Genomic DNA, 26,370 nt, shown 5'->3' with positions numbered 1-26,370 from the left:
CCATCCAGGTACACGGTGGTGTTCGGCATCTCACGGCGACCCTTCGAGGAGTAGGTGAAGAGCACGCCGATGCCGCCGTCAATATCAACCATCGAGTCATTTTTTGTGGCACCGGTTCTACTCGACAGCTCGTACAGTTCAGACTTGCGGGCCGTGAGAGCCTGGGCCATCTGTTTGAGCAGCAGGGCGCGCTCGTGGAAGGTGAGCTGCCCCAGGGAGGCCTGGCCAACCGTGCGAGCGTAGTGCAGCGCACCGGCCAGGTCGAGCCCCGCGGAGGAGACGCGCGCAATCGGTTCGCCCGTGGCGGCATCACGCACGAGGCGGGCACCGGCATCCGTCTCAGGGGTGAACCAGGAACCCTGGATGTAGCTGGGAATGATGGTGGTCATGGTAATTCTCCTCAAAAATTATTGGCTAAGCTCGTCGCAGATGCGCCCGCCAACGGGGCCGGGCGCGCGCCGAACCCTTGGAAAGGGGCCAGTGTGTCGAACAGTGACTGGAAGATCGTGCTCGGTGAGCTCGAAAAAAAGATGGGTGTTGAAATCCTGGAGGAATCCGGGAATCGGGTCGTGGCCACCATGCCCGTCGAGGGCAATCGGCAAGCATTTGGCCTGCTGCACGGGGGTGCCTCGGCGGCGTTTGCGGAGGCTCTCGGCTCGTGGGCTGCGATCCTGCACGCCGGGCCGGGCACAACGGTTGTGGGTGTCGACCTCAACGCCACGCACCACCGCTCGGCAACCGGGGGCACCGTCACCGGCGTGGCCACGGCCATCAGGCTGGGCCGCACACTCGCCAGCCACGAGATCATCATCAGCGACGACCAGGGTCGGCGGCTGTGTACCGCGCGAATCACCAACCTGATCGTGAGGGGCGAGTAGCCCTCCCGCCGGAGCGGGGTGCCGACCGGATGTGCGACCCCCGGCTGGCACCTCACCCCTCCCCCCACTCGTAGAACCCGCGGCCCGACTTGCGGCCCAGCTGCCCCTCCGCCACGAGCGCGCGCAGCAGCGCGGGCGGTTCGAAGCGCGCACCCAGCCGCTCGTGCAGGTACTCGGCGATGCCGAGACGCACGTCGAGACCGACAACGTCGGTGAGCCGGAGCGGCCCGATCGGGAACCTGTAACCCAGCACCATCGCGGCGTCAATATCCTCGGCGGAGGCGACGCCCTCCTCGAGCATCCGGATCGCTTCCAACCCAATCGCCACGCCCAGCCGGGAGGATGCGAACCCGGGGGCGTCGTTGACGGTGACGGGCGTCTTACCCAGCGCCCGCACCCAGCCTTGCGCGCGCACCACGAGCGCGTCGTCAGTCGCCGCGCCGCGCACCACCTCGACCAACGCGGAGGCGGGGACGGGGTTAAAGAAGTGCATTCCGAGGAAAGTTTCCGGCCGAGCAAGGTTCCCCGCGAGGTCATCAATCGAGATAGAGGACGTGTTACTCGCGAGCGCCGCGCCCGGGGCGAGCACCGCCTCCACCCGCCGCAGCGACTCCAGCTTAAGCACCGGGTCCTCCGGCACGGCCTCCAGTACGAGCCCGCAGTGACCGAAGAGCGCGTCATCGGTGTCGGCGCTCAGCCGAGCGGCCACGGCGTCGCGATCCTCGGTCATCGTGCCACGCGCAACCCCCGCATCCACGGAGGCCAGCACGCGGGCTCGGGCGGCAGCGGCCTCGGCTGCGTTGCGCTCAACCACCACCACCTCAGCCCCCGAGACCAGGAACGCGTGGGCGATCCCGGCACCCATCCGGCCGCCACCGAGCACACCCACCCGCGGCGGAACACCCGTCTTCTCCGGTGCGATCATCGCTTTTTCCTCTCAAGAAACTCGGTCATTCGCCGAAACTTCTCGGGCGATTCGAACAGTTCGGCCTGCGCTGCCAGGTCCACGGCGGGATGCTCCTCCCGGGCCGCGTGGAACACCGCCTTGGTGTGCCGCGTGGCGAGCGGGTCCTGCCGCGCGATGCGGTCGGCCAGCGCGTGCGCGGCCGCGAGGAGTTCGTCGGCGGGGTGAATCTCGGTGACGAGATGGGCGGCACGGGCCTCGTCGGCATCCAGCACCCGACCCGCGAGCAGAATCTCCTTGGCAAGCGGCTCACCCACAAGCTCGCGCAGTCGCCAGGTGGCCCCGGCCGCGGCGATGATGCCGAGCCCCGTCTCCGGGTTCCCCATTTTCAGGGCGGGTGTGCCGATGCGGAAGTCGGCGGCGTAGGCGAGCTCGGCTCCCCCGCCCAGCGCGTAGCCGTCGATGGCCGCAATCACGGGCATTGGCAGCGCGGCGATCCGCTCAAAAGCCCGGGTGTTGATGCCCGCCAGGGCGTCAGCGGCCCGGCGCTCACGTAGCTGCCCGATATCGGCCCCGGAGGCAAAGACGCCGCCCGCACCCGCAATAATGAGGATGCGCGGCGATGTCTCCAGCTCGGCACACACACCGTGCAGTTCCTCAATCATCTGCCGGTCAATCGCGTTGCGCACCTCCGGCCGGTTGAGAAGAACAACGTAGCGGTCATCGCGCCGCTCCACGCTGAGGGCGGCCATCACACACGCTCGACGATCATCGCGGAGCCTTGGCCCACGCCCACGCACATGGTGGCGAGACCGTAACGGGACTCCTCGCGGGCCATCCGCCCCAGCAGGGTAACCAGGAGCCGCGCCCCGCTCGACCCGAGCGCGTGGCCCAGGGCAATCGCACCGCCGTCGGCGTTCACGCGCGCCGGGTCGAGCCCGAGGCGACGGATGCACGCGAGGGACTGCGTCGCAAACGCCTCGTTGAGTTCAACCGAGCCCAGGTCGCCCACCTCGAGGCCCGCGCGGGCAAGCGCCTTCTGCGTAGCGGGCACGGGGCCCATCCCCATGATCTCGGGGGCAAGCCCCACAGTCACACCGGTCACAATGCGCGCACGCGGCACGAGTCCGTAGCGTTGGACCGCTGCGCCGCTCGCGACAAGGAGGGCTGAGGCTCCGTCGTTGAGGGAACTGGCGTTGCCCGCCGTCACCACGCTGCCGCCGGGCACCACGGGCCGCAACCCGGCGAGGGCCGCCAGCGTGGAGTCGCGACGCGGACCCTCGTCGAGGAGCACCTCGCCCGAACGGGTGGGCACCCCCACGATCTCGTCCGCAAAGCGGCCCGCATCAAGTGCGGCGGTGGCGCGCTGCTGGCTGGTGAGGGCGAAGGCGTCGGCGTCCTCACGGCTAATCCCCTCCACCCGGGCAACCTCCTCGGCCGTCTCCGGCATCGAGAACGTGGCTTTATCGCGTGCGGCGAGGCGCGGGTTGGTGAAGCGCCATCCGATGGAGGTATCAAATTGCGGGCCGGGTTTGGCAAAGGCGCGCTCGGGTTTACCCTGCACCCAGGGCGCACGAGTCATCGACTCAACACCACCGGCCACGATCACATCGGCGTCCCCCGCCCGGATCGCCTGGGCGGCCATCGTGATTGCGGAGAGACCCGAGGCGCACAGCCGGTTCACCGTGATGCCCGGGATGCTGTCGGGCAGCCCCGCGAGCAGGGTCGCCATCCGCGCCACATTGCGGTTGTCTTCACCGGCCTGGTTGGCGTTGCCGAGAATCACCTCGTCAATGAGATCTGTGTTGAAGAGCGGGGAATCGGCTTGTGCGCGACGCACGGTCTCGCCGATGACGAGCGCGGCCAAATCATCCGCCCGAACCGTGGCGAGGACCCCACCGTAACGTCCCACCGGGGTGCGGGCACCGCCCACCAGAAATGCCTCTGCCATGTTTTCTCCTTGACCGCGCTGTCGATGGGATGAACGTAATAATTACCGAACGTTCGGACAGTAATTGTCTCAGGGATGCCCCGCGGGTGCAAGCCGAACCGACACGCGCGACCGACACGCGCGGGCCGCACCGGCTCTCGCCGCGCAACAGCATGAAGTTATCCACAAAACGGGCTCTCCGTTTTGCAACCTCAGAGAGGCTCCGTTACGCTGGGGATGTTTTATGTTGGGTGTGTGTGCCTGGCGTGCTGGTTGTGGGGGCGTTACCGAGTTGTTCGGTGGTGCTCCTTTTTTTTGTTTTTTGTGCGGTGATGGAGTAGGGATATGACGTACAACATTGGGATCCGGGAAGAAGAGGTTCTCACGGCTATTCAGAAACTCCGAAATGCGCAGGAAGATCTCGCGGCGGCGTATCCTGGTCCGCCGCCGAATCTTACGTGTGCGGCGGATCCTACGGCTACTCAGGAGCTTGACGATACGTTGGACTGGGCGATGGTGCAGTTGAAGAAGCGTACTGATGGGTGGCAAGGGTATCTTGCGACTCAGGCGGATAATATCAAGGCCACGGTTGAGGATCTTAGTGCTCTTGATGAGAACTTTGCGCATGAGTTGCGGGTTGAAACGGAGTGGGTTGAGGGTGTCGTGGCCGCTGTGGTCCCGGTGTCTTCGCCGGTGGCCGGGCCGGGTGCGGCTCCGGGTGGTGCGGGCGGTACTGGTGCTGCGGCACCTGGTGCGGGCACCGGGCCGGGTGTGGTGTCTGGTGGTTCGGGGCCGGGGGCGGCTCCGGGTGGTGCGGGTGGTTCGGGGAGTAGTGCGTCGTCGGCTGGGGGCGAGGGGTGACCCGCCCCTGGAGGGTGGGGGTGCGGGTGTTTGGTGCCGGGGTTGTGGTCGCGGTGCTGGGGGGTGTGGGGCTTGTCCCGGCTGCGGCGGAGGGCACTCCCGGGCTCTGGTACTACGACAATTATGGTGTGCAAGAGGCTCATGACAGTGGGTTCACGGGGCAGGGTGTCACGATCGCTATTATTGACTCGCCTTTGTATCGTGAGATGCCCGCTCTCGCGGACGCGAATATCACGGTGCGTGAACCGTCTTACTGCGATCTTTCCGATACCCCGGGAACGCGTGCCCCGGCCACCAGCAGTAACCCGGAAGAGGCCAGTCACGGAACCGAGATGACCATGTTTATCGCGGGTAATGGGGATGGCGGTGCGCCCGGGGTGCAGGCACCCCTCGGCGTCGCACCGGATGCCCAGATCAACTACTACGCGGCTTTATTCCGCAACTTAGATTTTGGACCTGATTTTAGTTCAGTTGCTGATTGCTACCGCGACAAGAAGGGCGCATTCCAGGAGGCCTTGGCTGAGGCGATTACGCAGGCGGTTGATGATGGGGCAGACATTATTTCCATGTCACTCGGAGCGGGTGCTACTCGTCCGGTGGTTCAGGCGGTGACCTACGCGTTGCAGAAGGGGGTTGTGCTCGTTTCGGGGACCTCGAATGATCTGGTCACCGCCTCGGGACTCTCTACGCTCAATGGCGTTGTGACTCTGCAGGCGGAAACGCCCGCGGGTGCGATTGTCGCTAACTCCGCGAAAGTGGATCCAGCGGTGACCGTAGTCGGTCCCGGTGGAGACATCCTGACTCTGAATCGTTCGTGGACAAGTTTTGGGACGAGTTCGGGAACGTCGATGGCGACCGCGATTACGTCGGGTTTCTTGGCCCTGGTGAAATCAAAGTATCCAGAGGCCACGGGAAACCAGTTGTTACAGACTCTTATTCGTAATACCGGGAGTGAGGATCATGATCTTTTCTTTGATCCCGCTGGGTATTGGGGGTATGGGTCTGTGTCGTTGCAGCATATGCTTCGTGTTGATCCGACGCAGTACCCGGATGTGAATCCTCTTTTCGACAAGGATTTCGGTTCTCCGTTGTTTGAGGATGTTTTTGGGGCGTCCGCGCAGCCGACCTCGGCCGCGCCTGCGGGTGCGGTAACTCTGCCTGATCTCTTGCTGTGGGGTGGGGTGGCGGTTGGCGGGTTGGTTGTTGTTGCAGCGGTCACCACGGTGCTTATCCTTCGAAACCGACGAAAAACGACTCCCACGACTCCCACGACTCCCACGACTCCCACGACTCCCACGACTCCCACGACTCCCACGACTCCCACGACTCCCACGACTCCCACGACTCCCACGACTCCCACGACTCCCACGGAAGGATTGTAGCGATATGGGCTACTACGAAGAACTCTTGTATGAATCGGCGTACCGATCGAAGTGGAATAACAGTGATTTTGTGCGGATCGCGACCGTGGCCGATACTGCTGCGGCAGCGATGAAAGTGGTCGCGGGTAACCCGGGGTGGGACGGGAAATCAGCGGATGCCGCGCGCGACAAGCTCGATGTTGACGGGCGTAAGCTTTCGTATAGTTCTCGTTCTATTGCGGAGATTGCTCGTGTGGTGGAGTCGGCGAATATGCTGATTGATTTCGCGCGTGATGCGTATGAGGAGATCCAGGGAATTGCTCTCAGCCCCGTGGATAAAGCGGCGGTGATCGCGGGAGGAACGGTTCTCCTCCCGGGGTTGGGCACGATTATCAGCGCGGCCGGTATCGTGACTGCCGAGTCTGCTCTTGCGGCTCAGCGTGAACAGGAAGCACAGAAAGCCGTCAAAGAACTCGCTTCCGCTACACAAATCATCGCCCAACGCATCACAAGCAGCGTGAAGGAGCTGTGGCCAGGAGAGGGCTACCAGAAGCCTGAAGCGGGTAGTGATGTTCCGCCGGAGTATGACTATCCGGACCCGCTGGAACGGGGTCGGACCGGTGGTCTTGAAACACCCGGTGGTGGGGGCCCGGTTTTCCCAGGCCCGGGTTCCACGGTCCCGGGCATAACACCCCCCGGCGGCGGCGGTGGTGGCCCGGGCGGTGGCGGTGGTACCGGCCCCGGTGACGGCGGTGGTGGCCCGGGCGGTGGTGGCGGTACCGGCCCCGGTGACGGCGGTGGCGGTGGTGGCGGTGGTGGTACGCTGCCGGGTGATGGAATCGTGTGGGATCCTGAGTCTCCGTACTATCCCGGAGACACGTCCGCGGATGACGGCAGTGGTTCTGGTGGCGGTACCACGGGCGGTTTAGGGAACGGTACCGGCGGTGTCCTCGGGGGTATCGCGGGTGCGGGAGTAGCCGTAGGGGCCGCGAAACTCAGCACGGGCGGCCTGGGCGGCGGCGGTGTGGTCCTGGGTGGTGGTAACACCCCGGGCGGTACAGGACTCAAACCCGCACCCGCGAGCACGACCCCCACGGGCACGGGTGGTGCTCGTGGTGGGATGGGCATGATGGGCGGCGCCCCGGCCGGTAGCGGATCAGGAGAGAAAAAACGACCCACCACACGAGGACTCATCGCGCCGAGACTCGAAGACGATGAACCCTTCGTGCAACCTAAAGCCGGTGCCGGCTCACGCGTCCCCGGTGATCCCCTGTATGAAGCCGCGCAAGCACAACGCCGCGCCGAAGAAGAACGCAACAAACCCACACCCAAAAAACGATGGTGGCACCACTAACCCACTACCCCCGCCCGGTGAACACCGGCGGCCGCTTCTCCTGAAACGCCAGAAACCCCTCCCGATAGTCCGCGGTCGCACACAGTTCCGCCTGCGCCGCGTTCTCGATACCCATGCTCTGCCACAGCCCCAGTCGCTCGTCACGCAGCTGGTGCACGAGCGCCTTGCTCGCCAGGAACGCCCGGGTGGCACCGGAGGCCGCGCTCACGGCAGCCCGCACCGCGGCCTCCGTGACCTCGTTGGCGGGGAAGGTCTGGCTAAATAGCCCGGCCGCAACGGCCTCCGCCCCCGACATCAGTCGGCCCGAGTAGATCAGGTCGAGGGTGCGATGCGCGCCCAGCCGCTCCACGAAGAGAGCGTGCCCGCCCGAGTCGAGCGTGGCCCCCAGGTTGGCAAAGGGTGAACCGATCGCGGCCGTGTCGGCCACGTACACCACATCCGTGGCAATCAGCAGACCGAGGCCCACCCCCAGGCAGGCCCCGTGCGCTGCGGCAAACGTGGGTGCGGGAAACGCACTCATCCTCCGGAGCAGGGGCTCCACCAGACCGCCGAGGTACCCGGCCACGTCATCCGTGCGAGGATCAACCCCGGAAATGTCGCGGCCCGCACAGAACGCCCGGCCCTCACCGCGCACTACCAGGGCACGCACGCCCGCAGCCTCGGCCGCGGCGTAGGCGGCGGAAAGGTCGCGCAGGGCGGCAGCATCCAGGGAGTTGAGCCGCGCCGGAGCGTTGAGGACAACATGGGCCACGTTATCCGCAATCTCTAGCCCCACCATCGAGCCGACGGCCACCGCGCTAGGCATCGTAACTCACCGAGACCGTCTCGCTCGTGGGGTGTGACTGGCAGGTGAGCACGTAGCCGCGCTCGATCTCGTCCGGTTCCAGCGCGTAGTTTTCGGTCATCTGCACATTCCCCGATACCACCTTCGCGCGGCACGTTCCGCACACCCCACCGGCGCAGGCAAACGGCACATCGGGGCGCACCCGCAGGGCGGCGTTGAGGATGCTCTCATTGGCGTTCACGGGCGTCTTCACCGTCGAAATCTGGCCGTCGAGGGTGAACTCGATCAGGTGGTTGTTGCCCGCCTCATCCACCACAATCGGCCGGCCCCGGTCGGGAGCCTCCTCTCCCGGCTCGCCCGTGGTGAACAGCTCATAGTGCACGTGGGAGCGGTCAACCCCCACAGCCTCCAGAACATCTCGGCACAGTTGCACCAGCTCAAACGGGCCGCACAGGAACCACTCGTCCACGCCCTCCGGGTAGATCAGAGTCCGCAGGATGGTGCGAAATTTCTCCTCGTCGATGCGGCCCGAGAGCAGTGGGGCCGAGCGCTGCTCGCGCGAAAGCACGTGGTGCAGTGCGACCCGGCCGGGGTAGCGGTCTTTGAGGTCGGCAAGCTCCTCCAGGAACATCACATCAATCGCGGTGCGGTTGGTGTAGAGCAGCGAAAAACGGGAGGTGTCGGAGGCGGCGAGGGCCGTCTGGGCAAGCGACATGAGCGGGGTGATCCCCGAACCGGCCGCAATCCCCACGATATGCGCGTGGCTGAGGTCGGGCAGGGAGGAGGTGAAGGTGCCCTGTGGACTCATCACGTCCAGCCGATCCCCCGCGCGCAACTCGGTGTTGGCCCAGGTGGAGAACTTTCCGCCGTGGTTGCGTTTGATCGCCACACTGATCGAGCCGGGGGCGGCCGGGCGACACAGCGAGTAGCTGCGACGCACCTCACGGCCGTCGAGCGTGGCGCGCAGGGCCACATGCTGGCCGGGCACGTAGTCAAACTCGCCGTGCAGTTCGTCAGGAACGGTGAAGCTCACCTCCACACTCTCGGCGGTCAGGGGGCGGATACTCGACACCCTCAGGGTGTGAAAGCGGGCGCGACGCTTAGTCGCGGTGAGATTTGCTGTGGACATAGTTACAACACCTTGAAGTAGTCGAAGGGTTCCAGGCACTCGCGGCACTCGTGGAGCGCCTTGCAGGAGGTGGAACCGAAACGGGAGAGTTCGCGGGTGTTCAGCGACGAACACCGGGGGCATTTCACGGACAGGAGCAGCGATACGGGACCGGCCGTCCCGCGCGCGGAGTGGCCGGTGGGCGGGGCGATACCGTACTCATTGAGCTTAATTTTTCCCTGTTCAGAGATCCAATCAGTGGTCCAGGCGGGGGCCAACGCCAGCGTCACGGTGACGTCGTTGTATCCGGCGGTGGCGAGCGCGCGGCGCACATCCACCGACATGGTGTCCATGGCAGGGCATCCGCTGTAGGTGGGGGTGAGGGTCACGGTCACGGCGGTTCCGCATACGTCAACGCGGCGCAGAACCCCCAGATCCTCAATGGTGAGGACCGGGATTTCGGGGTCGGTGACGGTGGCCGCGATATCCCAGACGCGCCGCACCGCCACCTCCATTTCGGCGTCGAGCATGGCTACCACGCCGCACCGGGGAACTGGCGGGCGAGCACCTGCATCTCGGCGAGCAGCGGGCCGAGGGTTTCGTGGTGTTTTCCCACTCGGCCGCCACCCGTGGCGGTGAAGCCGACGGGGACCTCCAGTTCTGCCTCGGCAAACACCGCGGCCACCCTCGTGTCGAAGGCGGGGCGCAGGGTAGACTGCCGCACGGCAACACCCGCCAACTCGTCGTTGAGTGGTTCGTCCCGGAAGAGCTCGTCAACGTAGGGCCAGACGTCGGCGAAGCCCACGATCAGGCGGCGGCGGGACTTCGCGGTGCCGCCCGCGAGCCGCAGCACCCACTGGGTCGCGTGGTCCACGTGGTAGTCCACCTCCTTGATCGACTTGGCGGCAATCGCCGCGAGCGTCTCATCGTGGGAGCCCTGCAGGCGCTCGTAGAGGGCGTGCTGGAAGCAGCCCGCAATAAAGTTGCGGGCTATCGTGTGGGCAAAGTCGCCGTTGGCCTGCTCAAAAAGCTGGGCCGAGCGGTACTCCTCCTCGCCGCGAAAATACGCCATCTCGTCTTCGGTGCGGCCGGATGCCGACCCCGCGTACGACAGGAACGAGCGCGCATGCCCGATCAGGTCGAGCGCAATATTGCCGATCGCGATGTCTTCCTCCAGCTCGGGTGCCCGGGAGATCCACCAGCCCAGGTTTTGGGCGAGAACGAGCGCATCGTCGCCCAGCCACAGCGCGTACTCGGCCACCGCGGGTGGGGCAACGGTGCCCTGCCCGATGACCTCGGCTGCGAGGGTGAGCTTGCCCAGTTCGATGTTGCCGTGCTCGTCACTCGTGAGGGTCGCCGCCGTGGTGTCACCGGCTGCGGGTGGTGTTCCGGTTGTGGTGCTCATAGGTGCTTCACCCCCTCACTGCGCGTGTAGTAGATGGCGTGCCGGTAGTTCTTACCCGCGGGGGACTCGAAGAATGCGCCCTTGGCGTCCGGGTCGCTCGTGGTGATCGCATCCGCGGGGGTGACCCAGATGGAGACCCCCTCGTTGCGTCGGGTATACAGGTCGCGTGCGTTGCGCACCGCCATTGTCGCGTCGGGGGCGTGCAGCGAGCCCACGTGTACGTGACTCATGCCGCGACTTCCCCGCACGAAGACCTCCCAGAGGGGCCACACTTCGTTGCTTGTTACACCCGGTGTGGACATCAGGCCACCACCCTTTCTGTTGTTGCTGACTGTCGTGCGGCGTAGGCCGCCGCCGCCTCCCGTACCCACGCGCCCTCGTCGTGGGCATCGCGTCGGCGCTGCATCCGCTGGGCGTTCATCTGGCCCCGGCCGGCGAGTACCTCGTGGAACTCGTCCCAGTCGGGCTGGCCCATGTCGTAGGCCTGCTTCTCTTCGTTCCATGTCAGGTCGGGGTCGGGCAGGGTGAGCCCCAGCACCTCGGCCTGCGGCACGAGCATCCCCACGAAACGTCGACGCAACTCGTCGTTTGAAAAGCGCTTGATTTTCCACGCCATAGATCGTGCCGAGTTGGGTGAGTCGTCGTCGGGCGGGCCGAACATCATGAGCGCGGGCCAGTACCAGCGGTTGACGGATTCCTGGGCCATCTGGCGCTGCTCCGGGGTGCCGTTCATCAGTTCCAGCAGGATCTCGAAGCCCTGCCGCTGGTGAAAGGATTCCTCTTTACAGATGCGCACCATCGCGCGGCCGTATGGGCCGTAGGATGCGCGACACAGGGGAACCTGGTTGCAGATGGCCGCACCATCCACCAGCCACCCGATGGAGCCCATGTCGGCCCAGGTGGGGGTCGCATAGTTGAAGATGGATGAGTAGCGTGCCGTACCCGCAATGAGTTGCTCGGTCATCTCGTCGCGGCCAACGCCGAGCGTCTGCGCGGCGGAGTAGAGGTAGAGACCGTGGCCCGCCTCATCCTGCACCTTGGCGATCAGGATCGCTTTGCGTTTGAGGCTCGGGGCGCGCAGAATCCAGTTGGATTCCGGCTGCATCCCGATAATTTCGGAGTGTGCGTGCTGTGCAATCTGGCGGATGAGGGTCTTGCGGTACGCCTCAGGCATCCAGTCGCGCGGTTCAATGCGCGAGTCCTGGGCGATGAGGTCGTTGAACTGCTGTTCCTCCGCGGAGATGTCACCCCCGATGGGGCGGGTGGGGAGAGAAATGGTCATCGTTGACTCCTGGTTTCGTGAATTTACCAACCGATCGTTCAGTTAGTATATGATCTTTCCACAGGATCCGGTAATGACGCACCATCAGCCACCGGTCGCACACGGAACTCAACGAGGAGAACCCATGACAGACGTTACCCATGACGCCAACCAGAAAATGATCGCCCGCGACCGGGCCACCGCCGCACTCGGTATCACGGTTCACGGCTATACTCCCGGGAACGTCTCAATTTCAATGCCTATCCGGGACGACATGATTAACGGCTTCGACGTCACCCACGGCGGCTACGTCTTCACCCTCGCCGACACGGCGTTTGCCATCGCCTGCAACCTCAACGACAATGTGACACTCGCCGCCGGTGCCGACATCACGTTCCTCAAGGCCACACGAAAGGGACAGACACTCACCGCAACGGCCGAGGTCCGCGTTCAGCGCGGACGCTCCGGAATCTATGACGTGCGGGTCACCGACGAGACCGGTGACGTTGTCGCCGAATTCCGCGGCCGCAGCCGAACCACCACCATGTCCACCCCCACCACAGCCTGACCTTCGCCCCTTCCAGGAGGAAAACCGTGTCACTGACGACAGCATCCCGACTTCACGCCCCCACGCGCGACGAGCTCGACGCCAACGAGCGCCTCTCCCGCGACGAGATCCGGGAGGTACAACTCTCGGGCCTACAACAGACCGTGCGCCACGCGTACGCCAACGTTCCCCTGTACACCCGCAAGTTTGACGAGGCGGGGGTGCACCCCGACGACATCCGCAGCCTGGAGGATGTCGAGAAGTTACCCTTCACCACCAAGGAGGACCTCCGCCAGACCTACCCGTTTGGGATGTTTGCGGTACCGATGGAACGGGTGGCGCGCATCCACGCCTCCTCCGGCACCACCGGACGACCGACCGTTGTGGGCTACACCTCCGGCGATCTCGACATCTGGTCGGGCCTCGTCGCCCGCTCGCTGCGAGCCGCGGGCGTGCGCCCCGGAATGAAGGTACACAACGCCTACGGGTACGGCCTGTTCACCGGCGGTCTGGGGGCGCACTCCGGAATTGAGGCGGTGGGGGCCACGGTAATCCCGGTGTCGGGCGGGCAGACGACACGGCAGATCCAGATCATCCAAGACTTTGAGCCCGATGTCATCATGTGCACCCCCACCTACCTGCTCACAATTGCGGACGCGATGGCCCAGTCCGGCATCGACGCGCGCGCCACGAGCCTGAAAACCGCCGTGCTGGGGGCCGAACCGTGGACCAACCAGATGCGGACCGAACTGGAGCAGCGCCTCGATCTCGATGCCCTCGACATTTACGGGTTGAGCGAGGTGATGGGGCCGGGCGTGGGCAGCGAGTGCCTGGAGTCGAAGGACGGGCCGCACATCTGGGAGGACCACTTCCTGCCCGAGATTATTGACGGTGAGACCGGGCGCGGCATCGCCGACGGTGAGCTGGGCGAGTTGGTCTTCACCTCGCTCACCAAGGAGGCCTTCCCGGTCATCCGGTACCGCACGCGCGACCTTAGCCGCCTCCTCCCCGGCACCGCCCGACCGGGAATGCGCCGCATCGAAAAAATCACCGGCCGCAACGACGACATGCTGATCGTGCGCGGGGTGAACCTCTTCCCCACGCAGATCGAAGAAATTGTGCTCAACCTCACCCCCTTCTCCCCCCACTTTGTCCTGGAACTGACCCGACCGCACCGCATGGATGAGCTGCTGGTGCGCATCGAACGCCGCAGCTCAGCAACCGGGAGCGAGTGCGAGGAGGCCGGTCGGCAACTCGTACACAAGGTGAAGGAGCAGATTGGCACCTCGGTGACGGTGTGCGTGGAGGAGCCCGGCGTGCTGGAGCGCAGCGCGGGGAAGCTGAACCGGGTTCGGGACCTGCGGTAAGGGCCGCGCGAGCGCTGGTGGCGGGTGTGGTGGGAGTTCCGGGTCACACGCTCATACGCTAGAAGACCCGTTCAGCCCCGTCTACCACTCCGACGGGGCAGCCGCGCGCGTCGGGGGCAGGGTTGAGGCGTCCGACCAGTCCTGAACCCACTGCGGCATCCGACCCTCAGGGATATCGGCAACCCCCAACCCCTCGACCACCTCGGCGGCGGTGAGCGTGCCCCCCGTTTTCTTGAGAAACCGCGCCCGCACAAACGCACGCGCGTAGATCTCACCGCGGACCACAAAACGCTGCTCCAGGTAGAACGATTTCACATCGTGACCCACAATGCGCGTCTCGACCACAAAAACCTGGCCCAGGGTGAGCGACTTCCGGTACGAAATGGTTTGACCCACCACCACGGGGTACCAGCCGAGCTCGCCGAGTCTCCGCCACATCCCCGACCGAATCATCAGGTCTTGTCGGCCCAGGTCCATGATCGAGAGGTACCGACCGTTATTCATGTGGTGCAGGATGTCCAGATCGGTGAGCTTCACCCGGAAACGTGTGCGCGTCAGGTCCCAGGGCCCCAGGCGCGGGCCGCGACGGGAGCGAAGCGTGAGCAGCAGCAGCCGGAGAATCATGTTCATAGGGCACAAGGATACGCGGACCCACCGACACCGCGTAAAATCGGCGCTATGGCTGTTCCCAAGATCCTGCTTTACTACGTATTTACACCCCTCGCCGACCCCGAGGCCATCCGTCTCTGGCAGCGAGAGCTGTGCGATTCGCTCGGGCTGCGCGGGCGCATCATCATCTCGAAGGATGGGATGAACGGCACGGTCGGCGGCGAACTGGATGCCTGCAAGCTGTACCTGCGGCGCACGCAGGAACATCCCGCGTTCCGTCACCTGGACGAGAAGTGGAGCACTGGATCCGGGTTCCTGCCCGAACCCGAGCAGAAGCTACACGGGCGCAACCGACAGGCTCCGTGGCGGGTCAGCACCGACTTCCCGAGACTGAGCGTGAAGGTTCGGGAAGAGATCGTGAGCTTTGGTGCACCAGAGGAGCTCCTCGTGGACAGCACCGGCGTTGTCGGCGGGGCGGCTAAACTCACCCCGCAGGAACTACACAACCTCGTCGCGGAGAAGGGCGAGGAGGTCGTCTTTTTTGACGGACGCAACGCGTTTGAGGCCGAGATCGGCAAGTTTACGGGGGCAGTCGTGCCGGAGGTCGCCACAACCCACGATTTTATCCGCGAACTTGACAGCGGCGCGTACGATCATCTGAAGGACAAGCCGGTCGTGACCTACTGCACCGGGGGCATCCGCTGCGAGGTGTTGAGTGGTCTGATGAAAAACCGCGGATTCGACGAGGTCTACCAGCTCGACGGCGGCATCGTGCGCTACGGCGAAACGTTTGGCGATTCGGGCCTGTGGGAGGGCTCGCTCTACGTATTCGATAACCGCGTCTCACTGGATTTCAGCGCCAATACACGAGTCATCGGTCGCTGCTACGTCTGCGCAACCTCCACCAAAAATATGCACAACTGCACAGAGCCCAGCTGCCGCGTGCAGCGCGTGGTGTGCCCGGAACACGCGGCGACAACGACGTGTGCCGAGCATCTCGGGGCCGCCGCCCACCACGTCTAGCCGGAACCGACCTCGGGATGTCACCGTATCCCCGCACGTAGAGAAACGTCATTCGAGCATCCCGCCCTGGTTATTGTCGGTGGGGCTGCCTAAGCTGACCGCATGACTATTCATGACAAGGCAGCCACTCTGCGAGCGCTGCACGAAGCCCCCGAAATTCTGCGCGTTGTCAATGTATGGGATGCCATCAGCGCGCGCGTTGTCGGCGACCTCTTCGAAACGAAGGCGCTGGCCACGGCCGGGCACTCCATCGCCGCGAGCCACGGATACGAGGACGGCAAGCTCCCCCTCGATCTCACCATCGCGGCCCTGGAACGCATCGTCGCGACAACCGATCTGCCCGTCACCGCCGATCTCGATGACGGATACGGGGCCCCGGCCGAGACCGTGCGCCGCGCCATCGGGGCCGGGGTGGTGGGGGCTAACGTGGAGGACCGCCTGGTACCACTCTCCGAGGCTGTCGCCACTGTGGAGGCCATCATCGCGGCAGGCCATGCCGAGGGCATCGACTTTGTTCTCAACGCCCGCACGGATGCGTTTGTCCTGGGCGGCGACCGCCCCGAGGAGGTCATCATCGCCGACGCCATCGAGCGCGGGCACGCCTACCTGGAGGCCGGGGCCACGACGGTGTTTGTGCCGGGGGCGATCACCCCAGCCATTGCCGAGGCCCTGGTGGCCGGACTGGGGCCGCAAAAGCTCAGCGTGCTCGGATTTCCGGGGCTGCCGACCGCCTCCCAGTACGAGGCGCTCGGTGTGGGCCGGATCTCCTACGGCCCGCTCTCACAGCGGGTGGCCCTCACGGCACTGCATAACCTTGCCCTGGACATTTACGGCGAGGGTGGGGTGCCGAGCAGCACCCTGCCACTAAACTAACCACGACCTGATCCACTATCGACCTGTCCCCAGGGGGATTTTATGGCAGACGGCTTACCCATCGAGTTTCACGGTGTGACCAAGAGGTTTGGCGGGGTGACGGCGGTAGATGATGTCACCGCCACGGTCCTGCCCGGTCGGGTCACCGGATTCCTGGGGCCCAACGGGGCCGGAAAGACCACAACCCTGCGCATCCTGCTGGGGCTTGTCGGTGCGACGACCGGCACCGCCACAATCGGCGGCACCCCGTACCGTTCCCTCAGCACTCCCCTCCACACGGTGGGGGCGGCGCTGGAGGCGGCCAGCTTCCATCCGGGGCGCAGCGGGCGCAACCACCTCGACGTGTACGCGCGAGCGGCGCGCCTCCCGAACGCGCGTATCGGGGTGGTGCTCGACCAGGTGGGGCTTACAGATGCCGCCGACCGACGCGTGGGCGGGTACTCGCTGGGAATGCGCCAGCGGCTCGGCCTCGCCTACGCGCTGCTCGGCGATCCGGCCGTGGTGGTCCTCGATGAGCCCATCAACGGGCTCGACCCGGAGGGCATCCGCTGGATCCGCACATTCTTGCGCGAGTTGGCCAGCGAGGGCCGCACGGTACTCATCAGTTCACACATGCTGGGCGAGGTGCAGCAGACGGTTGACGAGGCCCTCATCATCCGCCGCGGTTCACTCGTCTACTCGGGCTCGCTGTCAGAGTTGGAGGCCCGCAGCGCGTCGTGGGTGATTGTGGACGGACCCGACCGGCCCGCCCTTGCCGCGGCGCTCACCGCGGCCGGATTCACGTTCAACGCGGGCCGACAGGGCACGATTGTCAACGGCGGAGATACCGCAGCCGTTGGCCACGCGGCCTTCGTTGCCGGGGTCGAACTTCATTCGCTGCATCGACACGCGACCACACTGGAAGACACTTTCCTCTCCCTGATCAACGACGGGGGTCTCTCATGAACAGCCTGATCGGAGCCCTAAGCTCGGAGATGCGTAAGGTAACGAGCACCCGCCTGTGGTGGATCCTCGGCCTGGTCGTCTTCGTCTACGTGGCGTTCACCGCCGCCAGCCTCGCGGGGATCGCGGGGGCGGCAGACTCGGGCCTCCTGGACAGCGAGGCGATCAGCGGGCAGGGCATCCCGCTCGACCCGCCCCTGATCTACTCGTTTGCCAGCTCGCTCGGTTTTGTCTTCCCCCTCATTCTTGCCGCAGTCTCGGTCACACAGGAGTTTCGCCACAAGACGGTTAACCCCACCTTCTTGGCCACACCCAACCGCGCCGTGGTTCTCACGGCCAAGGCCATCACGATGTTCCTGTGGGGTGCCGTCGTGGGGGCCTTCGGGGTGGTAGCGTCGGTGGGTCTTGGCGGGGGTATCCTCGCGCTCTTCGGGTCCGACCCCCTGCTGGGCGAGTCCGACACGTGGGCACTCATTGGGCGGATGCTGCTCGCCCTCGCCCTGTGGGGCGCGATCGGCGTGGGGCTGGGCGCGCTCATCCCGAGCCAGATCGCGGTCATCGCGGTCGTACTCGCATTCACGCAGTTTGTCGAGCCGCTGCTGCGCTTCGCCGCCACGCTCACCGAGTGGAGCGCCGGGATCGGCGCATTCCTGCCGGGAGCCGCGAGCGACGCGCTCGTGGGTACCAGCTTCTACACCATGACCGGCGGGGCCACGAACACCCTCGACTGGTGGCAGGGTGCCCTCGTGCTCCTGGGGCTCGCGCTTGTCACGGGATGCGCCGGGTACCTGGTGAGTTGGCGACGCGACGTCACCTAGATCCCTGCGGGCCCACACCATTCGACCGATAACCTACCCCCGCACGCGCGGCGAAAGGACACCATGACCAAGCCCACCTACCGCGCCCTGTACGTCGATAAAACACCGGGTAGCCCGGAGGATACACCCGAGACGACGACCCGACTGGCCGAGCTGACGGCGGCCCAGTTGAGCGTTCACGGCGGCGATGTGTGGGTGGCGGTGGACTACTCGAGCCTCAACTATAAGGATGCCCTGGCACTCGCGGGCAGCCCCGGCGTGGCCCGCACCCTGCCGCTCGTGCCCGGTATTGACCTCGTGGGCACGGTGGTCGAGAGCGAGCACGGGTCGTGGGTCGCGGGCGACCGCGTCATCCTGAACGGAGCCGGACTCGGTGAAACGCACCACGGCGGACTGGCCGAGCGCGCCCTCGTGAGCGGGGAACACCTGGTTGCCCTGCCGGAGGAGCGCAGCGCACGCTGGGCCGCTGGCCTCGGTACGGCCGGGTTTACCGCGGCCCTGTCGGTACTCGCGGTGATAGACCACGGAGTAGCGCCGGATGACGGCCCCGTACTCGTCACCGGTGCCGCCGGCGGCGTGGGCTCGGTGGCCATCGCCCTCCTGCGCCACGCGGGCTACGAGGTGGTCGCCTCAACCGGCCGCGTGACGGAGCAGGCCGAGTACCTGGGACGCTTAGGCGCGACCACGGTTATCGACCGCAGCGAGTTGGGTGCGCCGGGCGACCGCCCACTGCAACGGGCCCGTTGGGTGGCCGTCATCGACTCGGTCGGCAGCCACACACTCGCCAATGCGCTCGCCCAGACCCGCTACGACGGTATCGTCACGGCGTGCGGCCTGGCCCAGGGCGTTGACCTCCCCGCGACCGTCATGCCGTTCATCCTGCGCGCCGTCACCCTGCGGGGAATCAACTCGGTGGATGCCTCGCTCCGCCAGCGCCAGCGCGCCTGGGACTACCTGGCCGACGCGTTTGACGAGGAGGCACTCGGACAATTTATTGTCGAGATCGAGCTCGATGAGGTACTCAGCCGCGCGGGAGCATTCGCCAACGGACAGGTGCGCGGGCGAATCGCGGTGCGGGTGGGGCCGGGAACCGCGTGACGGGCTAAAACCTGCGCCGCCGGCGGGGAAGGATGCAGCCGAGGCCTAGCGCACCGCCCACGGGTAGGAGGTCTGCGCCCCCGGGCTCTGCACCGATACCGCCGCAACCGCCGAGGCCTGCCCGCACGCCTCCACCAGGGTGAGCCCGGCGGCAAGCCCCGCAGCCACGGTGCCCACAAACGCGTCCCCCGCGCCCGTACTGTCTACCGACACGGCGGGGGTGCTCGGGATGCCCGTGGTCACCCCGCGATCACGCACGACCGCACCGAGGGTGACGACTGCGGAGCGGCATCCGGCGTTCACAAGGGCCTCGGCGCGGAGACGGCCGGTATCGAGGGGAGAACTGAGGGGCGAGGAGAGTACTGGGTGGGGAAGCTCGTGCCCCAGCATCCTCAACACATCCGCGGCCTCGCCCTCGTTCACGATGAGCGGGTCGGCACGGCGGAGGGTATCGAGCGCAACGTTCACCACCGGGGCGAGGTTGAGGATCTGGCGCACGTCCCCGGGGAGCACAGCCGAGGCATGGTCGAGTGTATCGACGGGCAGTTCTCCCTGAAACACCGCGATCACGCACTCGATCAGGTCGGGAAGTGCCGCATCAACGTGCGCGGGCGTCACGAGAGCGTTAGCCCCCGGGACAACAATAATAGAGTTTTCGGCGTGACCGTCAACCGAAACCACGGCCAGGCCGGTGGGCCCGTCGAGGCGAGCAATGTGGGTGAGGTCAACCCCGGCATCCGCCAATAAGCTCAACGCCACCCCGGCGTTCGCGTCACCACCCACGGCACCCAGGACGCGCACGGATGCACCCTGCCGGGCCGCCGCAACCGCCTGGTTCGCCCCCTTCCCGCCGGGAGACACCTCACCGCCAGAACCCAGCACGGTCTCGCCGGGCCCCGGCAGCTCCGCGACGGTCAGGAGCAGGTCAACGTTAATCGAACCGATCACGGCAATCTGTGTGAAGGTCACGGCAGCCTAGGCACCGTCGTCGGGAGCCACAAACCCGGGACGGTCCGGCCCCGCACCGAGCTTAATGCGCACCAGACGCAACACCAGCTCGATGTCTTCGGGCGAGGCGACCGGCACCCGGAATGAACGCCCCTCCACGTATTCGGGGGCCTCGCGGATGGCGTCCAGCACTGTATCCGGCAGCATCGCATCGTCGGGGGCATCCGCCGGGGCACCCGCACCGGGTCGCTCGGCGTCATCGGCCGCCGCCCGACCAAAGACCACAATGGTCTCCACCGAGTTGGCGGCGGGCACCATATAGAACAGTGTGCGGTCGCGACGGACAGCCTTCACCACCCAGCCGGAAGAAACCCCGTAGAATTTCCATTGGAAGTGCACCTCTACGCCGCCACGACCGTACTCCCGCACAATCGCGCGCTTGAGACCGGTCCAGAGACCGGCCGACTCCGCCAGAATCGACATCAGGGCCTCCTCGCCGGGCTCGCGCTCCTTTGCTCCAAAAACGCTCACAACCATGCGGGGTGTCCTCTCGTCGGCGGCCGGGTCGGCGGGCTCAACGCTACCAGTCGTATCGGCGGTATGTGCGAAAGCACCGAGCCAGGCAGCGACTACGGTTTGCCTGGAACCCGCATACTCACATCGTCATCATGGCTCAACCGCAGGGCGGTGACGAGCTGGGTAGCGTGGTTGGTCGAGATGATAATGCGGGAGAATCGACCCAGCTCCGCACCGGACTCCGGCTCCATCTCCAGGCCGTCCGCGGGCACGGCGGCAGGTGCCTCGGCCAGTATCTGCACGGCACTGGGACCATCCTGCGGGTCCTCCTCCGCCACGTCGATATCAATCACGACGGCGCGGCGGCGGCGTCCACGCAGCAGCAGAAAATCCTTGCCCCCATAAAACTTCCACGTGCCGTAGGCAAACGTGCGTGGGGTGATGCTGCCGGGGGAACGTACCCCGCGGATCCAGCCCCAGGGCTCGTCCGTAATCACCGCCGACGTGATGTCTGCCCGCCTGATCACGATGTCCTTGGTGTGGAACGATAACGCCTTCTCGACGGGAGAGAGGTGGATCTCAACCCGATCCGAATGCACACGCAATTTTGCCATGCCTCTAGTCTGCCCTCAGATCGGGTCGGGGTCGAGACTTGGCCCTGGGTATGTTACGCAAAGGTGAGCTAGTGTTCTTCGCCCGTATCCGCGACGGATGCCACGGCATTCACAAGCGACTCCGTCGTGCGCTCATCGGCAACCACATCAATCCGCAGGCCCTGGGCCTCGGCATCCTTCTTGGTCTGGGGTCCCACGCACGCGAGCAGCGTGCCCTCGGGCAGCTCGGGGAACTGGTCGCGCACCTGCTCGGCCACCGAGCCCGAGGTGATCAGGATGGCGTTGATCCTGCCCGAGAGGACATCCTCGTGGATGCGCTCGGTCACGGGAACGCCCACGGTACGGAAGGCCACCACTTGCGTGACATCGTGCCCAAGCGCCAAGAGCCCCTTGGTGAGCACGGGGACAGCGGTGTTGGAGCGGAGGGTCAGCACCTTAAGCGGTGTGCCCCGGCGAATCTCATCCCACTCCTTCAGAAGTCCGTAGGTGGTGTTCTCATCGCCAGACGGCGCGATATCGACGGCGTACCCTGCAGCTAGGAAGGCGGCAGCGGTTGTCTCCCCCACGGCTGCGACCCTCGTCTCGGGTGGGATGACGACACTGTGGTGGGCCAGAACATCCACCACCGTGGCGCTCGTGGCCGTAATCCAGGCGAACTCGCCGGCAGCCAGACGTTCAAGGGCAGCAACCAATTGCTCGGTCTCATCGGTTGGCGCAAAGTTGATGAGGGGGGCGATCACGGGCTGAGCACCGTTATTACGCAGTGACGCGGCGACACGATCCCCCCAGGGACCGCCGCGCGGCACCAGCACACGCCAGCCGGTGAGTGGCTTACTTGAGGCCGTCAATGGCAAGCCTTAGAAGCTCGCTGGCCCGACTCGTGGCCGTTAACGAATCGCGCCATATAACCCTCGCTCGTCATCCCTCTATTGTGTCCCGTTCTGCCCGCTATGCCAAAACAACTATTCCTGCCCGCCCAACTCGGGGTTGCCCATCAGCATAGCCCACCACACCAACGGGCTCCGGCGGTGCCGCAGGCTACCGGACGCGGTTCGCCGCCAACGGCCGACCCGCCGGGACCCCCTGCGGGCACCGACAATAAAAATCCCGTCGGTGCACCCGGGAGCCTACGGGCCCGCAGCGCAGCGCATCTCGGTGATGACACTACCAAGGGCCATACCACCCGATTAGATGGCGGCGCGCCCCAGCTTCGAGTGTTACAGGTCCAGGTCTCGGCTGATTTTACGGGCGACGGCCCACACCACACAACCCGCGAGAGCTGCGGCACTGATGACACCGGCGGCAAAAACCAGCGGCTTGGTGCGCCGCAACTCCGACAGGCGCAGGGTGGCGCGCTCGGTGGCCTCGTTAACACGTTTACCCACATCAAGCCGGTCCTCCAGCTCGCGCAGGGTTTCAACAATCTCACCCCGGAGGCGCTCAATGTCGGCCGCCGTCGAACCGGGAGCAGCAATGGTTGCCGCTTCGGCGAGGGAGGCCTGCGCCTCCGCCGCGACGTCCGCCGCGGATCGTCCTACCGAGGTGGGTTCGGGATTACTCGTCATTTTTCCTGCTCGCTTCGCTCATGGCACGGAAGTCCTGCTCGATGCTGTCGAGAGTCTTCTCGGGAATGGGGACACCCTTACCGATGCTCTTGATCCCAATCCACACGCAGAGCGCCGTGATCAGGAGCAGCGCCACGGCCACGATGAGCGCGGCCAGCCAGACGGGAAGGGCAACGGCGATTCCTGCGATGGCAGCAACCACAAAACACGCGAGTGAGAAAAAAACGAAGAACAGCGCCACGATGAGCAGGCCCAGGCCCAGGCCCAGGCGCTTCAGCTTGCCTGCCAGCTCCTTTTTGGCGTTATCGAGCTCTGCGCGAGCCAGCGCGATGAGCTGCGCCGGCAACTTCGTCAGGAGCGCAAAGAGCGATTCTCGCTCGGCAGCGCGTTGTTGACGCTCGGTCATTTCTTATCCTTACCCTCTGTCGGCTTCTGACCGCCGCGAACAGGGCCACCCTTCTTCGGTCCGGACGGCTGGGGGCCACCGGTACGAGGGCCGGTCTTCTTGGCCGCGGTCTTCTTGGCGGCTGGCTTCTGCGGTGCCGCAACGGGTTCGTCGGCCGGAGTGGCGGGCGTGCTCGAGTCGGAGCCCTCGGCACCGACGGGTATTGCCTCGCCGGGGGCTCCACTGGAGCGCACCGGCTGTGGCTCGGGAGTGGCGGGGGAAGGGGTGCCGGGAGGCACCGTTGCGGCGTCTCGGTCTGCTGCCCGGCTGTCTACTGCGCGGCTGCGCGGCTGCGTGATGCGCTCAACGATGAGCGACACGAGGTGCCGGAGGGTGTCCCCCGCGACGGATCCCGCGGCCGCACCCTGGGCGTTAAGAAAGCCCTTCACCTGGGTGGCACCGGCCTGTACCGGTGCGGTGTTCCACACCTTCTCGGCCCCAGCCTTTATCTGCTCGTACCTCTTACGACCGGCACGGGCACCCAGAACGTAGCCAATGGCCGCCCCAAGAACAAACGCAATCTTGCCTTTCATGCCCACAACATCCTCACACTCGGTGTTCTCTGTACACGAATTACCAGCGTAGTCCTATATCTGGGGGATGTATATTCCATAATGACTATGTGAGCCCCACGAGGCTACGGCGTAGTGGAACAACGGCTCGACGCGTCAGGCCGATCGTGTCGCTGAGGGTGCCCTCAACGGGCCATATCGGTACGCGAAGGAAGCCGGGTCGCGGATCAGCCGTGGTGGCGGCCTCCCGAGCACCCGGCTCCAGAATGATCGCGGGGTCGCGGGGAAGAGGGAGGGTCTCGGCGTCAAGAATTATGAGCGCAGACTCCGGGATGTCCACCCCCAGCAGATCGCCCAGCTCACCAGCCAGCTCGGCCGTGCCAACCCGCGCGATATCGGGCGTGCGGATGATCCGAAGCGTCTCGTAACCGGGACTGGGATCCGTGACGGACTCGGGCCAGAGCAGGGACACACGTTCCACCCGGCGGATGTTGGTGGCGTGCTCAGTGGCAACAGTGTAGGGGGGCAGGGTTTCCAGTACCGCGGATTCACATCGTATAACAAAAACGGAATATGTGGGGGCCGGGGCGATTCCGGTAACCATTCCGGGGAATAGCAGTTCCTCCGACCCGAGCGATTCGTTCTCGGCGGAGTCCCCCGCCTCATCAATGGGGTCGAGGTTCAGAATACTGGCGACAACAACCGCACGAGCCGCAACGGTGGTCTCGTCGGCCAACCGAAGGGCCCAGACCGGGCCAACCCGGGTCGGGTCGCAGTCCAGGGCGACCGGAATACCTGCAATCACGGGCGTGGTGAAAAATCCGATGCGCTCCCCGAGGCGGTGTGCCAGCTCACCAAAACCCCCGCGCACGGCGTACGTTGTTTCACGTGCAACCTGCTCATTATGCCGGGCAAGAACGGCACCCGTCAGCGACCCCGTGCGGGTGATCGCCTCGTTGATTCCGGGCAGCGCCGCGGCAACCTCCAGGTCGTCCAGATGAACACCGAAGCGGTCGAGCACGAGCGGTGCGACAACGCGCTCAGCAAGCATCCCCCCCACGCGCCGACGCACGAGCCCACCAAGGTACTGCTCTTTACCAATCGTGAGCACGGGCATCAGGCGATCAAGATAGGCGCGAAAACTAGCCCCCGCGCCCACCGTGTTGCCCACCTGTCGATCAAGAGGCGAGGCCGGGATACCGAGAAGGTTAGGGTACCCGAGAGACACGGGCGTTGAACCGGGACGCGCGAGGGCGGGATTGACCGCGGGATATGCGTGGAGGGAACCCGCAAGGTCAAGCTTTTCCAGGCACTCACGCAGATTATTCTCCGCGTCAGTGCTGGCGGATAGTGAGAGGTCAAGCGTGCGGGCCAGACGCGAGGCGGCCTGCGCGGCGGGACCGGCAGTGGGTGCGGCGGGGTCCAACTCGGGATCGGAATCGACATCCACCACCACCACATTGAGGCCCACGCTCGACAGCTCCCACGCGGCAACGAAACCGGACAGGGTGGCACCCAGCACAACAACATCGCACTCACGCACCTCCGCCGCGTCGATTCGAGTGGGAGAGGCAGCGTCTGGGCTCATCGGAAATCTCCCTGGGTGTTGCTGGGACGAGTCGGGTTCAGGCGGGACGGAGTGGCCTCAGCCCAGCCGCGCGGAGCCCCCGAGCCCTCGGAATCAGGGGCCGCTGTGGTCACGAGCCTCTGGCGTCGGCGCAGACGCTCAATCCACAGCACAAAGATCGCCATCATCACAACCGTACCCGTGAGAATGATCGGACCACCCGTGGAATTCTGCACCACCGTTGACCCGTTCATACCGCTCGACAGCAGCAGAAATAGAGCGATATTGTTCAGAGCGTGCAGCACAATCGCGGCCTCCAGACCGCCCGTACGCCAGGTGATCCAGGCCGCCGTAATACCAAAGAGAGCCACGTCAATCAGCCCCCAGATGTCGTAGTTATGTGCGAGCGCAAACAGCAGGGTGGGCAGTGAGATGGCCAACCAGCGCCAGCGCACCCACGCACCCATAATCTGCATCAGACCCCCGCGGAACGCATACTCCTCGGCTGCCGCCTGAAACGGCGTTACCAGCAGGATGACGAGCGCGCAGAGCAGAAAGGTGCCCGGTGGCGTACTGGGCGCAAACAGCGACTCCCCCTGAATCGCGGGGACCACCACGGCCCCCAGCACCATCATGGCGGCGGTTGCCACCGCAGCGGGCAACAGACACGAGGCGAGCCAACGCCAGCGGATGCGGAACGCCACACTGGTGATCCGACCGGTGGGGCGGATGCCGACGGTCCAGAGGGCAAGCAGGATGCACGGCATCCAGACAGCCACGAGACCCAGATTCATCAGGAGACTCACCGGGCTCGCCGCGTCGATGCCGCTGAACGCGACCTGGTTCACCTGCCCATCCGGTAGGAAAAATTCGGACGGCGTGCCGGTGGCCGAGGTCACGGCCGAGGTCACCACCAGAAAAACCGCCAGCAGGGTGCTGCTCGCAATACCGCAGTAGAGGAGCGCGACAATGCCCGCGAGCAGTGGCTTCCACCACCGATATCGGGGGAGACCGCGGTAGAGCCGGTGGTACTCTAGCCGGTTCTGCCCGGCCCCCACCGGACTCACACCGTCGGTCATT

Annotated in this window: 31 protein-coding genes; 11 read left to right on the top strand and 20 right to left on the bottom strand. The window is 65.4% G+C overall.

Annotated elements, in window-relative coordinates; all coding sequences use genetic code 11:
- Positions 1-389: aldehyde dehydrogenase family protein (locus tag FB466_RS06130; RefSeq protein WP_141916689.1), on the bottom strand; the 389-nt coding region annotated here is incomplete at its 3' end.
- A gap of 141 nt (positions 390-530) precedes the next feature.
- Here FB466_RS06130 and FB466_RS06125 point away from each other — a divergent pair.
- On the top strand, positions 531-878 hold the full coding sequence (locus FB466_RS06125) for a hotdog fold thioesterase (RefSeq protein ID WP_170206050.1): 348 nt from the start codon (positions 531-533) through the stop codon (positions 876-878).
- A 52-nt stretch (positions 879-930) separates the two neighbouring features.
- Here FB466_RS06125 and FB466_RS06120 read toward each other — a convergent pair whose 3' ends face one another.
- Genes FB466_RS06120 through FB466_RS06110 form a run of 3 tightly spaced genes read right to left on the bottom strand, consistent with a single transcriptional unit; the run spans position 931 to position 3,733 of the window.
- Complete coding sequence (locus tag FB466_RS06120) at positions 931-1,803, bottom strand: 3-hydroxyacyl-CoA dehydrogenase family protein (protein ID WP_141916685.1); 873 nt, start codon at positions 1,801-1,803, stop codon at positions 931-933.
- Complete coding sequence (locus FB466_RS06115) at positions 1,800-2,534, bottom strand: enoyl-CoA hydratase/isomerase family protein (protein WP_141916683.1); 735 nt, start codon at positions 2,532-2,534, stop codon at positions 1,800-1,802. The genes FB466_RS06120 and FB466_RS06115 overlap by 4 nt, the downstream gene beginning before the upstream one ends.
- Complete coding sequence (locus FB466_RS06110) at positions 2,534-3,733, bottom strand: acetyl-CoA C-acyltransferase (protein WP_141916682.1); 1,200 nt, start codon at positions 3,731-3,733, stop codon at positions 2,534-2,536. Before FB466_RS06110 ends, FB466_RS06115 begins: the two co-directional genes overlap by 1 nt.
- 324 nt (positions 3,734-4,057) lie before the next feature.
- On the opposite strand from FB466_RS06110, the gene FB466_RS13470 reads away from it, so the two are divergent.
- From FB466_RS13470 to FB466_RS06095, 3 genes are read left to right on the top strand one after another with little or no spacing between them, the layout of a single operon-like run.
- A complete protein-coding gene (locus FB466_RS13470) occupies positions 4,058-4,573 on the top strand; it encodes a hypothetical protein (protein WP_170206044.1) in 516 nt (171 codons plus the stop codon).
- A complete protein-coding gene (locus tag FB466_RS13620; protein ID WP_141916680.1) occupies positions 4,570-5,955 on the top strand; it encodes a S8 family peptidase in 1,386 nt (461 codons plus the stop codon). The genes FB466_RS13470 and FB466_RS13620 overlap by 4 nt, the downstream gene beginning before the upstream one ends.
- Positions 5,956-5,959: 4 nt before the next feature.
- On the top strand, positions 5,960-7,288 hold the full coding sequence (locus FB466_RS06095; RefSeq protein ID WP_141916474.1) for a hypothetical protein: 1,329 nt from the start codon (positions 5,960-5,962) through the stop codon (positions 7,286-7,288).
- A gap of 4 nt (positions 7,289-7,292) precedes the next feature.
- On the opposite strand, the gene FB466_RS06090 is transcribed toward FB466_RS06095, so the two are convergent.
- Genes FB466_RS06090 through paaA form a run of 6 tightly spaced genes read right to left on the bottom strand, consistent with a single transcriptional unit; the run spans position 7,293 to position 11,867 of the window.
- On the bottom strand, positions 7,293-8,066 hold the full coding sequence (locus FB466_RS06090) for an enoyl-CoA hydratase/isomerase family protein (protein WP_141916886.1): 774 nt from the start codon (positions 8,064-8,066) through the stop codon (positions 7,293-7,295).
- Positions 8,067-8,085: 19 nt separating this feature from the next.
- The gene (paaE, locus tag FB466_RS06085; protein ID WP_141916678.1) at positions 8,086-9,201 is read right to left on the bottom strand and encodes a 1,2-phenylacetyl-CoA epoxidase subunit PaaE; all 1,116 of its coding nucleotides are present in this window, start codon (positions 9,199-9,201) and stop codon (positions 8,086-8,088) included.
- A 2-nt stretch (positions 9,202-9,203) separates the two neighbouring features.
- Complete coding sequence (gene paaD, locus FB466_RS06080) at positions 9,204-9,710, bottom strand: 1,2-phenylacetyl-CoA epoxidase subunit PaaD (protein ID WP_141916676.1); 507 nt, start codon at positions 9,708-9,710, stop codon at positions 9,204-9,206.
- Positions 9,711-9,712: 2 nt separating this feature from the next.
- The gene (gene paaC, locus FB466_RS06075) at positions 9,713-10,585 is read right to left on the bottom strand and encodes a 1,2-phenylacetyl-CoA epoxidase subunit PaaC (RefSeq protein ID WP_141916674.1); all 873 of its coding nucleotides are present in this window, start codon (positions 10,583-10,585) and stop codon (positions 9,713-9,715) included.
- Entirely contained in the window at positions 10,582-10,887 is a 306-nt protein-coding gene (gene paaB, locus FB466_RS06070; protein WP_141916673.1) for a 1,2-phenylacetyl-CoA epoxidase subunit PaaB, read from the bottom strand. Before paaB ends, paaC begins: the two co-directional genes overlap by 4 nt.
- Entirely contained in the window at positions 10,887-11,867 is a 981-nt protein-coding gene (gene paaA / locus FB466_RS06065) for a 1,2-phenylacetyl-CoA epoxidase subunit PaaA (RefSeq protein WP_141916671.1), read from the bottom strand. Before paaA ends, paaB begins: the two co-directional genes overlap by 1 nt.
- A gap of 124 nt (positions 11,868-11,991) precedes the next feature.
- Between paaA and paaI the strand changes: the two genes are divergently transcribed.
- Together paaI and paaK are read left to right on the top strand one after the other, a co-directional pair.
- Complete coding sequence (paaI, locus tag FB466_RS06060; RefSeq protein ID WP_141916669.1) at positions 11,992-12,414, top strand: hydroxyphenylacetyl-CoA thioesterase PaaI; 423 nt, start codon at positions 11,992-11,994, stop codon at positions 12,412-12,414.
- Between the two features lie 26 nt (positions 12,415-12,440).
- On the top strand, positions 12,441-13,760 hold the full coding sequence (gene paaK / locus FB466_RS06055) for a phenylacetate--CoA ligase PaaK (protein WP_141916668.1): 1,320 nt from the start codon (positions 12,441-12,443) through the stop codon (positions 13,758-13,760).
- A gap of 81 nt (positions 13,761-13,841) precedes the next feature.
- Here paaK and FB466_RS06050 read toward each other — a convergent pair whose 3' ends face one another.
- A complete protein-coding gene (locus FB466_RS06050) occupies positions 13,842-14,390 on the bottom strand; it encodes an acyl-CoA thioesterase (RefSeq protein ID WP_141916666.1) in 549 nt (182 codons plus the stop codon).
- A 48-nt stretch (positions 14,391-14,438) separates the two neighbouring features.
- On the opposite strand from FB466_RS06050, the gene trhO reads away from it, so the two are divergent.
- The 5 genes from trhO to FB466_RS06025 all read left to right on the top strand — a co-directional run bounded on the left by trhO (position 14,439) and on the right by FB466_RS06025 (position 19,123).
- Positions 14,439-15,392 carry an oxygen-dependent tRNA uridine(34) hydroxylase TrhO gene (gene trhO, locus FB466_RS06045; protein ID WP_141916664.1) on the top strand — a complete coding sequence of 318 codons (954 nt, stop codon included), beginning with the start codon at positions 14,439-14,441 and terminating at the stop codon, positions 15,390-15,392.
- Between the two features lie 102 nt (positions 15,393-15,494).
- A complete protein-coding gene (locus FB466_RS06040) occupies positions 15,495-16,265 on the top strand; it encodes an isocitrate lyase/PEP mutase family protein (protein ID WP_141916662.1) in 771 nt (256 codons plus the stop codon).
- A 42-nt stretch (positions 16,266-16,307) separates the two neighbouring features.
- The gene (locus FB466_RS06035; protein WP_141916660.1) at positions 16,308-17,210 is read left to right on the top strand and encodes an ATP-binding cassette domain-containing protein; all 903 of its coding nucleotides are present in this window, start codon (positions 16,308-16,310) and stop codon (positions 17,208-17,210) included.
- Positions 17,207-18,025, top strand: coding sequence for an ABC transporter permease (locus FB466_RS06030; protein ID WP_141916659.1), 819 nt, complete (start codon positions 17,207-17,209; stop codon positions 18,023-18,025). Before FB466_RS06035 ends, FB466_RS06030 begins: the two co-directional genes overlap by 4 nt.
- A gap of 63 nt (positions 18,026-18,088) precedes the next feature.
- Positions 18,089-19,123: an MDR family oxidoreductase gene (locus tag FB466_RS06025; RefSeq protein ID WP_141916657.1), complete on the top strand. Its 1,035-nt coding sequence runs from the start codon at positions 18,089-18,091 to the stop codon at positions 19,121-19,123.
- 45 nt (positions 19,124-19,168) lie between these two features.
- Here FB466_RS06025 and FB466_RS06020 read toward each other — a convergent pair whose 3' ends face one another.
- The 9 genes from FB466_RS06020 to FB466_RS05980 all read right to left on the bottom strand — a co-directional run bounded on the left by FB466_RS06020 (position 19,169) and on the right by FB466_RS05980 (position 26,369).
- Entirely contained in the window at positions 19,169-20,092 is a 924-nt protein-coding gene (locus FB466_RS06020; RefSeq protein WP_141916655.1) for a ribokinase, read from the bottom strand.
- A 6-nt stretch (positions 20,093-20,098) separates the two neighbouring features.
- Positions 20,099-20,608 (bottom strand): DUF3788 family protein, encoded by a 510-nt coding sequence (locus tag FB466_RS06015; protein WP_141916653.1) that lies wholly within the window; start codon positions 20,606-20,608, stop codon positions 20,099-20,101.
- Between the two features lie 92 nt (positions 20,609-20,700).
- On the bottom strand, positions 20,701-21,201 hold the full coding sequence (locus tag FB466_RS06010; protein WP_141916651.1) for a hypothetical protein: 501 nt from the start codon (positions 21,199-21,201) through the stop codon (positions 20,701-20,703).
- 68 nt (positions 21,202-21,269) lie between these two features.
- On the bottom strand, positions 21,270-22,049 hold the full coding sequence (locus tag FB466_RS06005) for a uroporphyrinogen-III synthase (RefSeq protein ID WP_425460892.1): 780 nt from the start codon (positions 22,047-22,049) through the stop codon (positions 21,270-21,272).
- A 369-nt stretch (positions 22,050-22,418) separates the two neighbouring features.
- Positions 22,419-22,766 carry a DUF3618 domain-containing protein gene (locus tag FB466_RS06000; RefSeq protein WP_141916648.1) on the bottom strand — a complete coding sequence of 116 codons (348 nt, stop codon included), beginning with the start codon at positions 22,764-22,766 and terminating at the stop codon, positions 22,419-22,421.
- Positions 22,756-23,172, bottom strand: a complete 417-nt coding sequence (locus tag FB466_RS05995) for a phage holin family protein (RefSeq protein WP_141916646.1) — start codon at positions 23,170-23,172, stop codon at positions 22,756-22,758. Before FB466_RS05995 ends, FB466_RS06000 begins: the two co-directional genes overlap by 11 nt.
- The gene (locus FB466_RS13995; protein WP_246054536.1) at positions 23,169-23,744 is read right to left on the bottom strand and encodes a hypothetical protein; all 576 of its coding nucleotides are present in this window, start codon (positions 23,742-23,744) and stop codon (positions 23,169-23,171) included. The genes FB466_RS05995 and FB466_RS13995 overlap by 4 nt, the downstream gene beginning before the upstream one ends.
- Positions 23,745-23,829: 85 nt before the next feature.
- Entirely contained in the window at positions 23,830-25,311 is a 1,482-nt protein-coding gene (locus FB466_RS05985; protein ID WP_141916644.1) for a hypothetical protein, read from the bottom strand.
- The gene (locus FB466_RS05980) at positions 25,308-26,369 is read right to left on the bottom strand and encodes a CPBP family intramembrane glutamic endopeptidase (RefSeq protein WP_141916643.1); all 1,062 of its coding nucleotides are present in this window, start codon (positions 26,367-26,369) and stop codon (positions 25,308-25,310) included. Before FB466_RS05980 ends, FB466_RS05985 begins: the two co-directional genes overlap by 4 nt.
- Position 26,370: the final 1 nt, after the last annotated feature.

The organism is Klugiella xanthotipulae (assembly GCF_006716695.1).
GTDB classification, from domain to species: domain Bacteria; phylum Actinomycetota; class Actinomycetes; order Actinomycetales; family Microbacteriaceae; genus Klugiella; species Klugiella xanthotipulae.
Note: the sequence above shows the minus strand (reverse complement) of the source record. Positions and strands in the feature narration are given on the sequence as shown.

Coding starts and splice junctions, on each gene's coding strand:
- FB466_RS06120 (WP_141916685.1), bottom strand. CDS start 1,803: ATGATCGCACCGGAGAAGACGGGTGTTCCGCCGCGGGTGGGTGTGCTC.
- FB466_RS06025 (WP_141916657.1), top strand. CDS start 18,089: ATGACCAAGCCCACCTACCGCGCCCTGTACGTCGATAAAACACCGGGT.
- FB466_RS05980 (WP_141916643.1), bottom strand. CDS start 26,369: ATGACCGACGGTGTGAGTCCGGTGGGGGCCGGGCAGAACCGGCTAGAG.
- paaD (WP_141916676.1), bottom strand. CDS start 9,710: ATGCTCGACGCCGAAATGGAGGTGGCGGTGCGGCGCGTCTGGGATATC.
- FB466_RS05985 (WP_141916644.1), bottom strand. CDS start 25,311: ATGAGCCCAGACGCTGCCTCTCCCACTCGAATCGACGCGGCGGAGGTG.
- trhO (WP_141916664.1), top strand. CDS start 14,439: ATGGCTGTTCCCAAGATCCTGCTTTACTACGTATTTACACCCCTCGCC.
- paaI (WP_141916669.1), top strand. CDS start 11,992: ATGACAGACGTTACCCATGACGCCAACCAGAAAATGATCGCCCGCGAC.
- FB466_RS06015 (WP_141916653.1), bottom strand. CDS start 20,608: ATGGTTGTGAGCGTTTTTGGAGCAAAGGAGCGCGAGCCCGGCGAGGAG.
- FB466_RS06095 (WP_141916474.1), top strand. CDS start 5,960: ATGGGCTACTACGAAGAACTCTTGTATGAATCGGCGTACCGATCGAAG.
- FB466_RS06125 (WP_170206050.1), top strand. CDS start 531: ATGGGTGTTGAAATCCTGGAGGAATCCGGGAATCGGGTCGTGGCCACC.
- FB466_RS06050 (WP_141916666.1), bottom strand. CDS start 14,390: ATGAACATGATTCTCCGGCTGCTGCTGCTCACGCTTCGCTCCCGTCGC.
- FB466_RS13995 (WP_246054536.1), bottom strand. CDS start 23,744: ATGAAAGGCAAGATTGCGTTTGTTCTTGGGGCGGCCATTGGCTACGTT.
- FB466_RS13470 (WP_170206044.1), top strand. CDS start 4,058: ATGACGTACAACATTGGGATCCGGGAAGAAGAGGTTCTCACGGCTATT.
- paaC (WP_141916674.1), bottom strand. CDS start 10,585: ATGAGCACCACAACCGGAACACCACCCGCAGCCGGTGACACCACGGCG.
- FB466_RS06090 (WP_141916886.1), bottom strand. CDS start 8,066: ATGGTGGGGCTAGAGATTGCGGATAACGTGGCCCATGTTGTCCTCAAC.
- FB466_RS06040 (WP_141916662.1), top strand. CDS start 15,495: ATGACTATTCATGACAAGGCAGCCACTCTGCGAGCGCTGCACGAAGCC.
- paaB (WP_141916673.1), bottom strand. CDS start 10,887: ATGTCCACACCGGGTGTAACAAGCAACGAAGTGTGGCCCCTCTGGGAG.
- FB466_RS06030 (WP_141916659.1), top strand. CDS start 17,207: ATGAACAGCCTGATCGGAGCCCTAAGCTCGGAGATGCGTAAGGTAACG.
- paaE (WP_141916678.1), bottom strand. CDS start 9,201: ATGTCCACAGCAAATCTCACCGCGACTAAGCGTCGCGCCCGCTTTCAC.
- paaA (WP_141916671.1), bottom strand. CDS start 11,867: ATGACCATTTCTCTCCCCACCCGCCCCATCGGGGGTGACATCTCCGCG.
- FB466_RS06115 (WP_141916683.1), bottom strand. CDS start 2,534: ATGGCCGCCCTCAGCGTGGAGCGGCGCGATGACCGCTACGTTGTTCTT.
- FB466_RS06000 (WP_141916648.1), bottom strand. CDS start 22,766: ATGACGAGTAATCCCGAACCCACCTCGGTAGGACGATCCGCGGCGGAC.
- FB466_RS06010 (WP_141916651.1), bottom strand. CDS start 21,201: ATGGCAAAATTGCGTGTGCATTCGGATCGGGTTGAGATCCACCTCTCT.
- FB466_RS05995 (WP_141916646.1), bottom strand. CDS start 23,172: ATGACCGAGCGTCAACAACGCGCTGCCGAGCGAGAATCGCTCTTTGCG.
- FB466_RS06035 (WP_141916660.1), top strand. CDS start 16,308: ATGGCAGACGGCTTACCCATCGAGTTTCACGGTGTGACCAAGAGGTTT.
- FB466_RS06110 (WP_141916682.1), bottom strand. CDS start 3,733: ATGGCAGAGGCATTTCTGGTGGGCGGTGCCCGCACCCCGGTGGGACGT.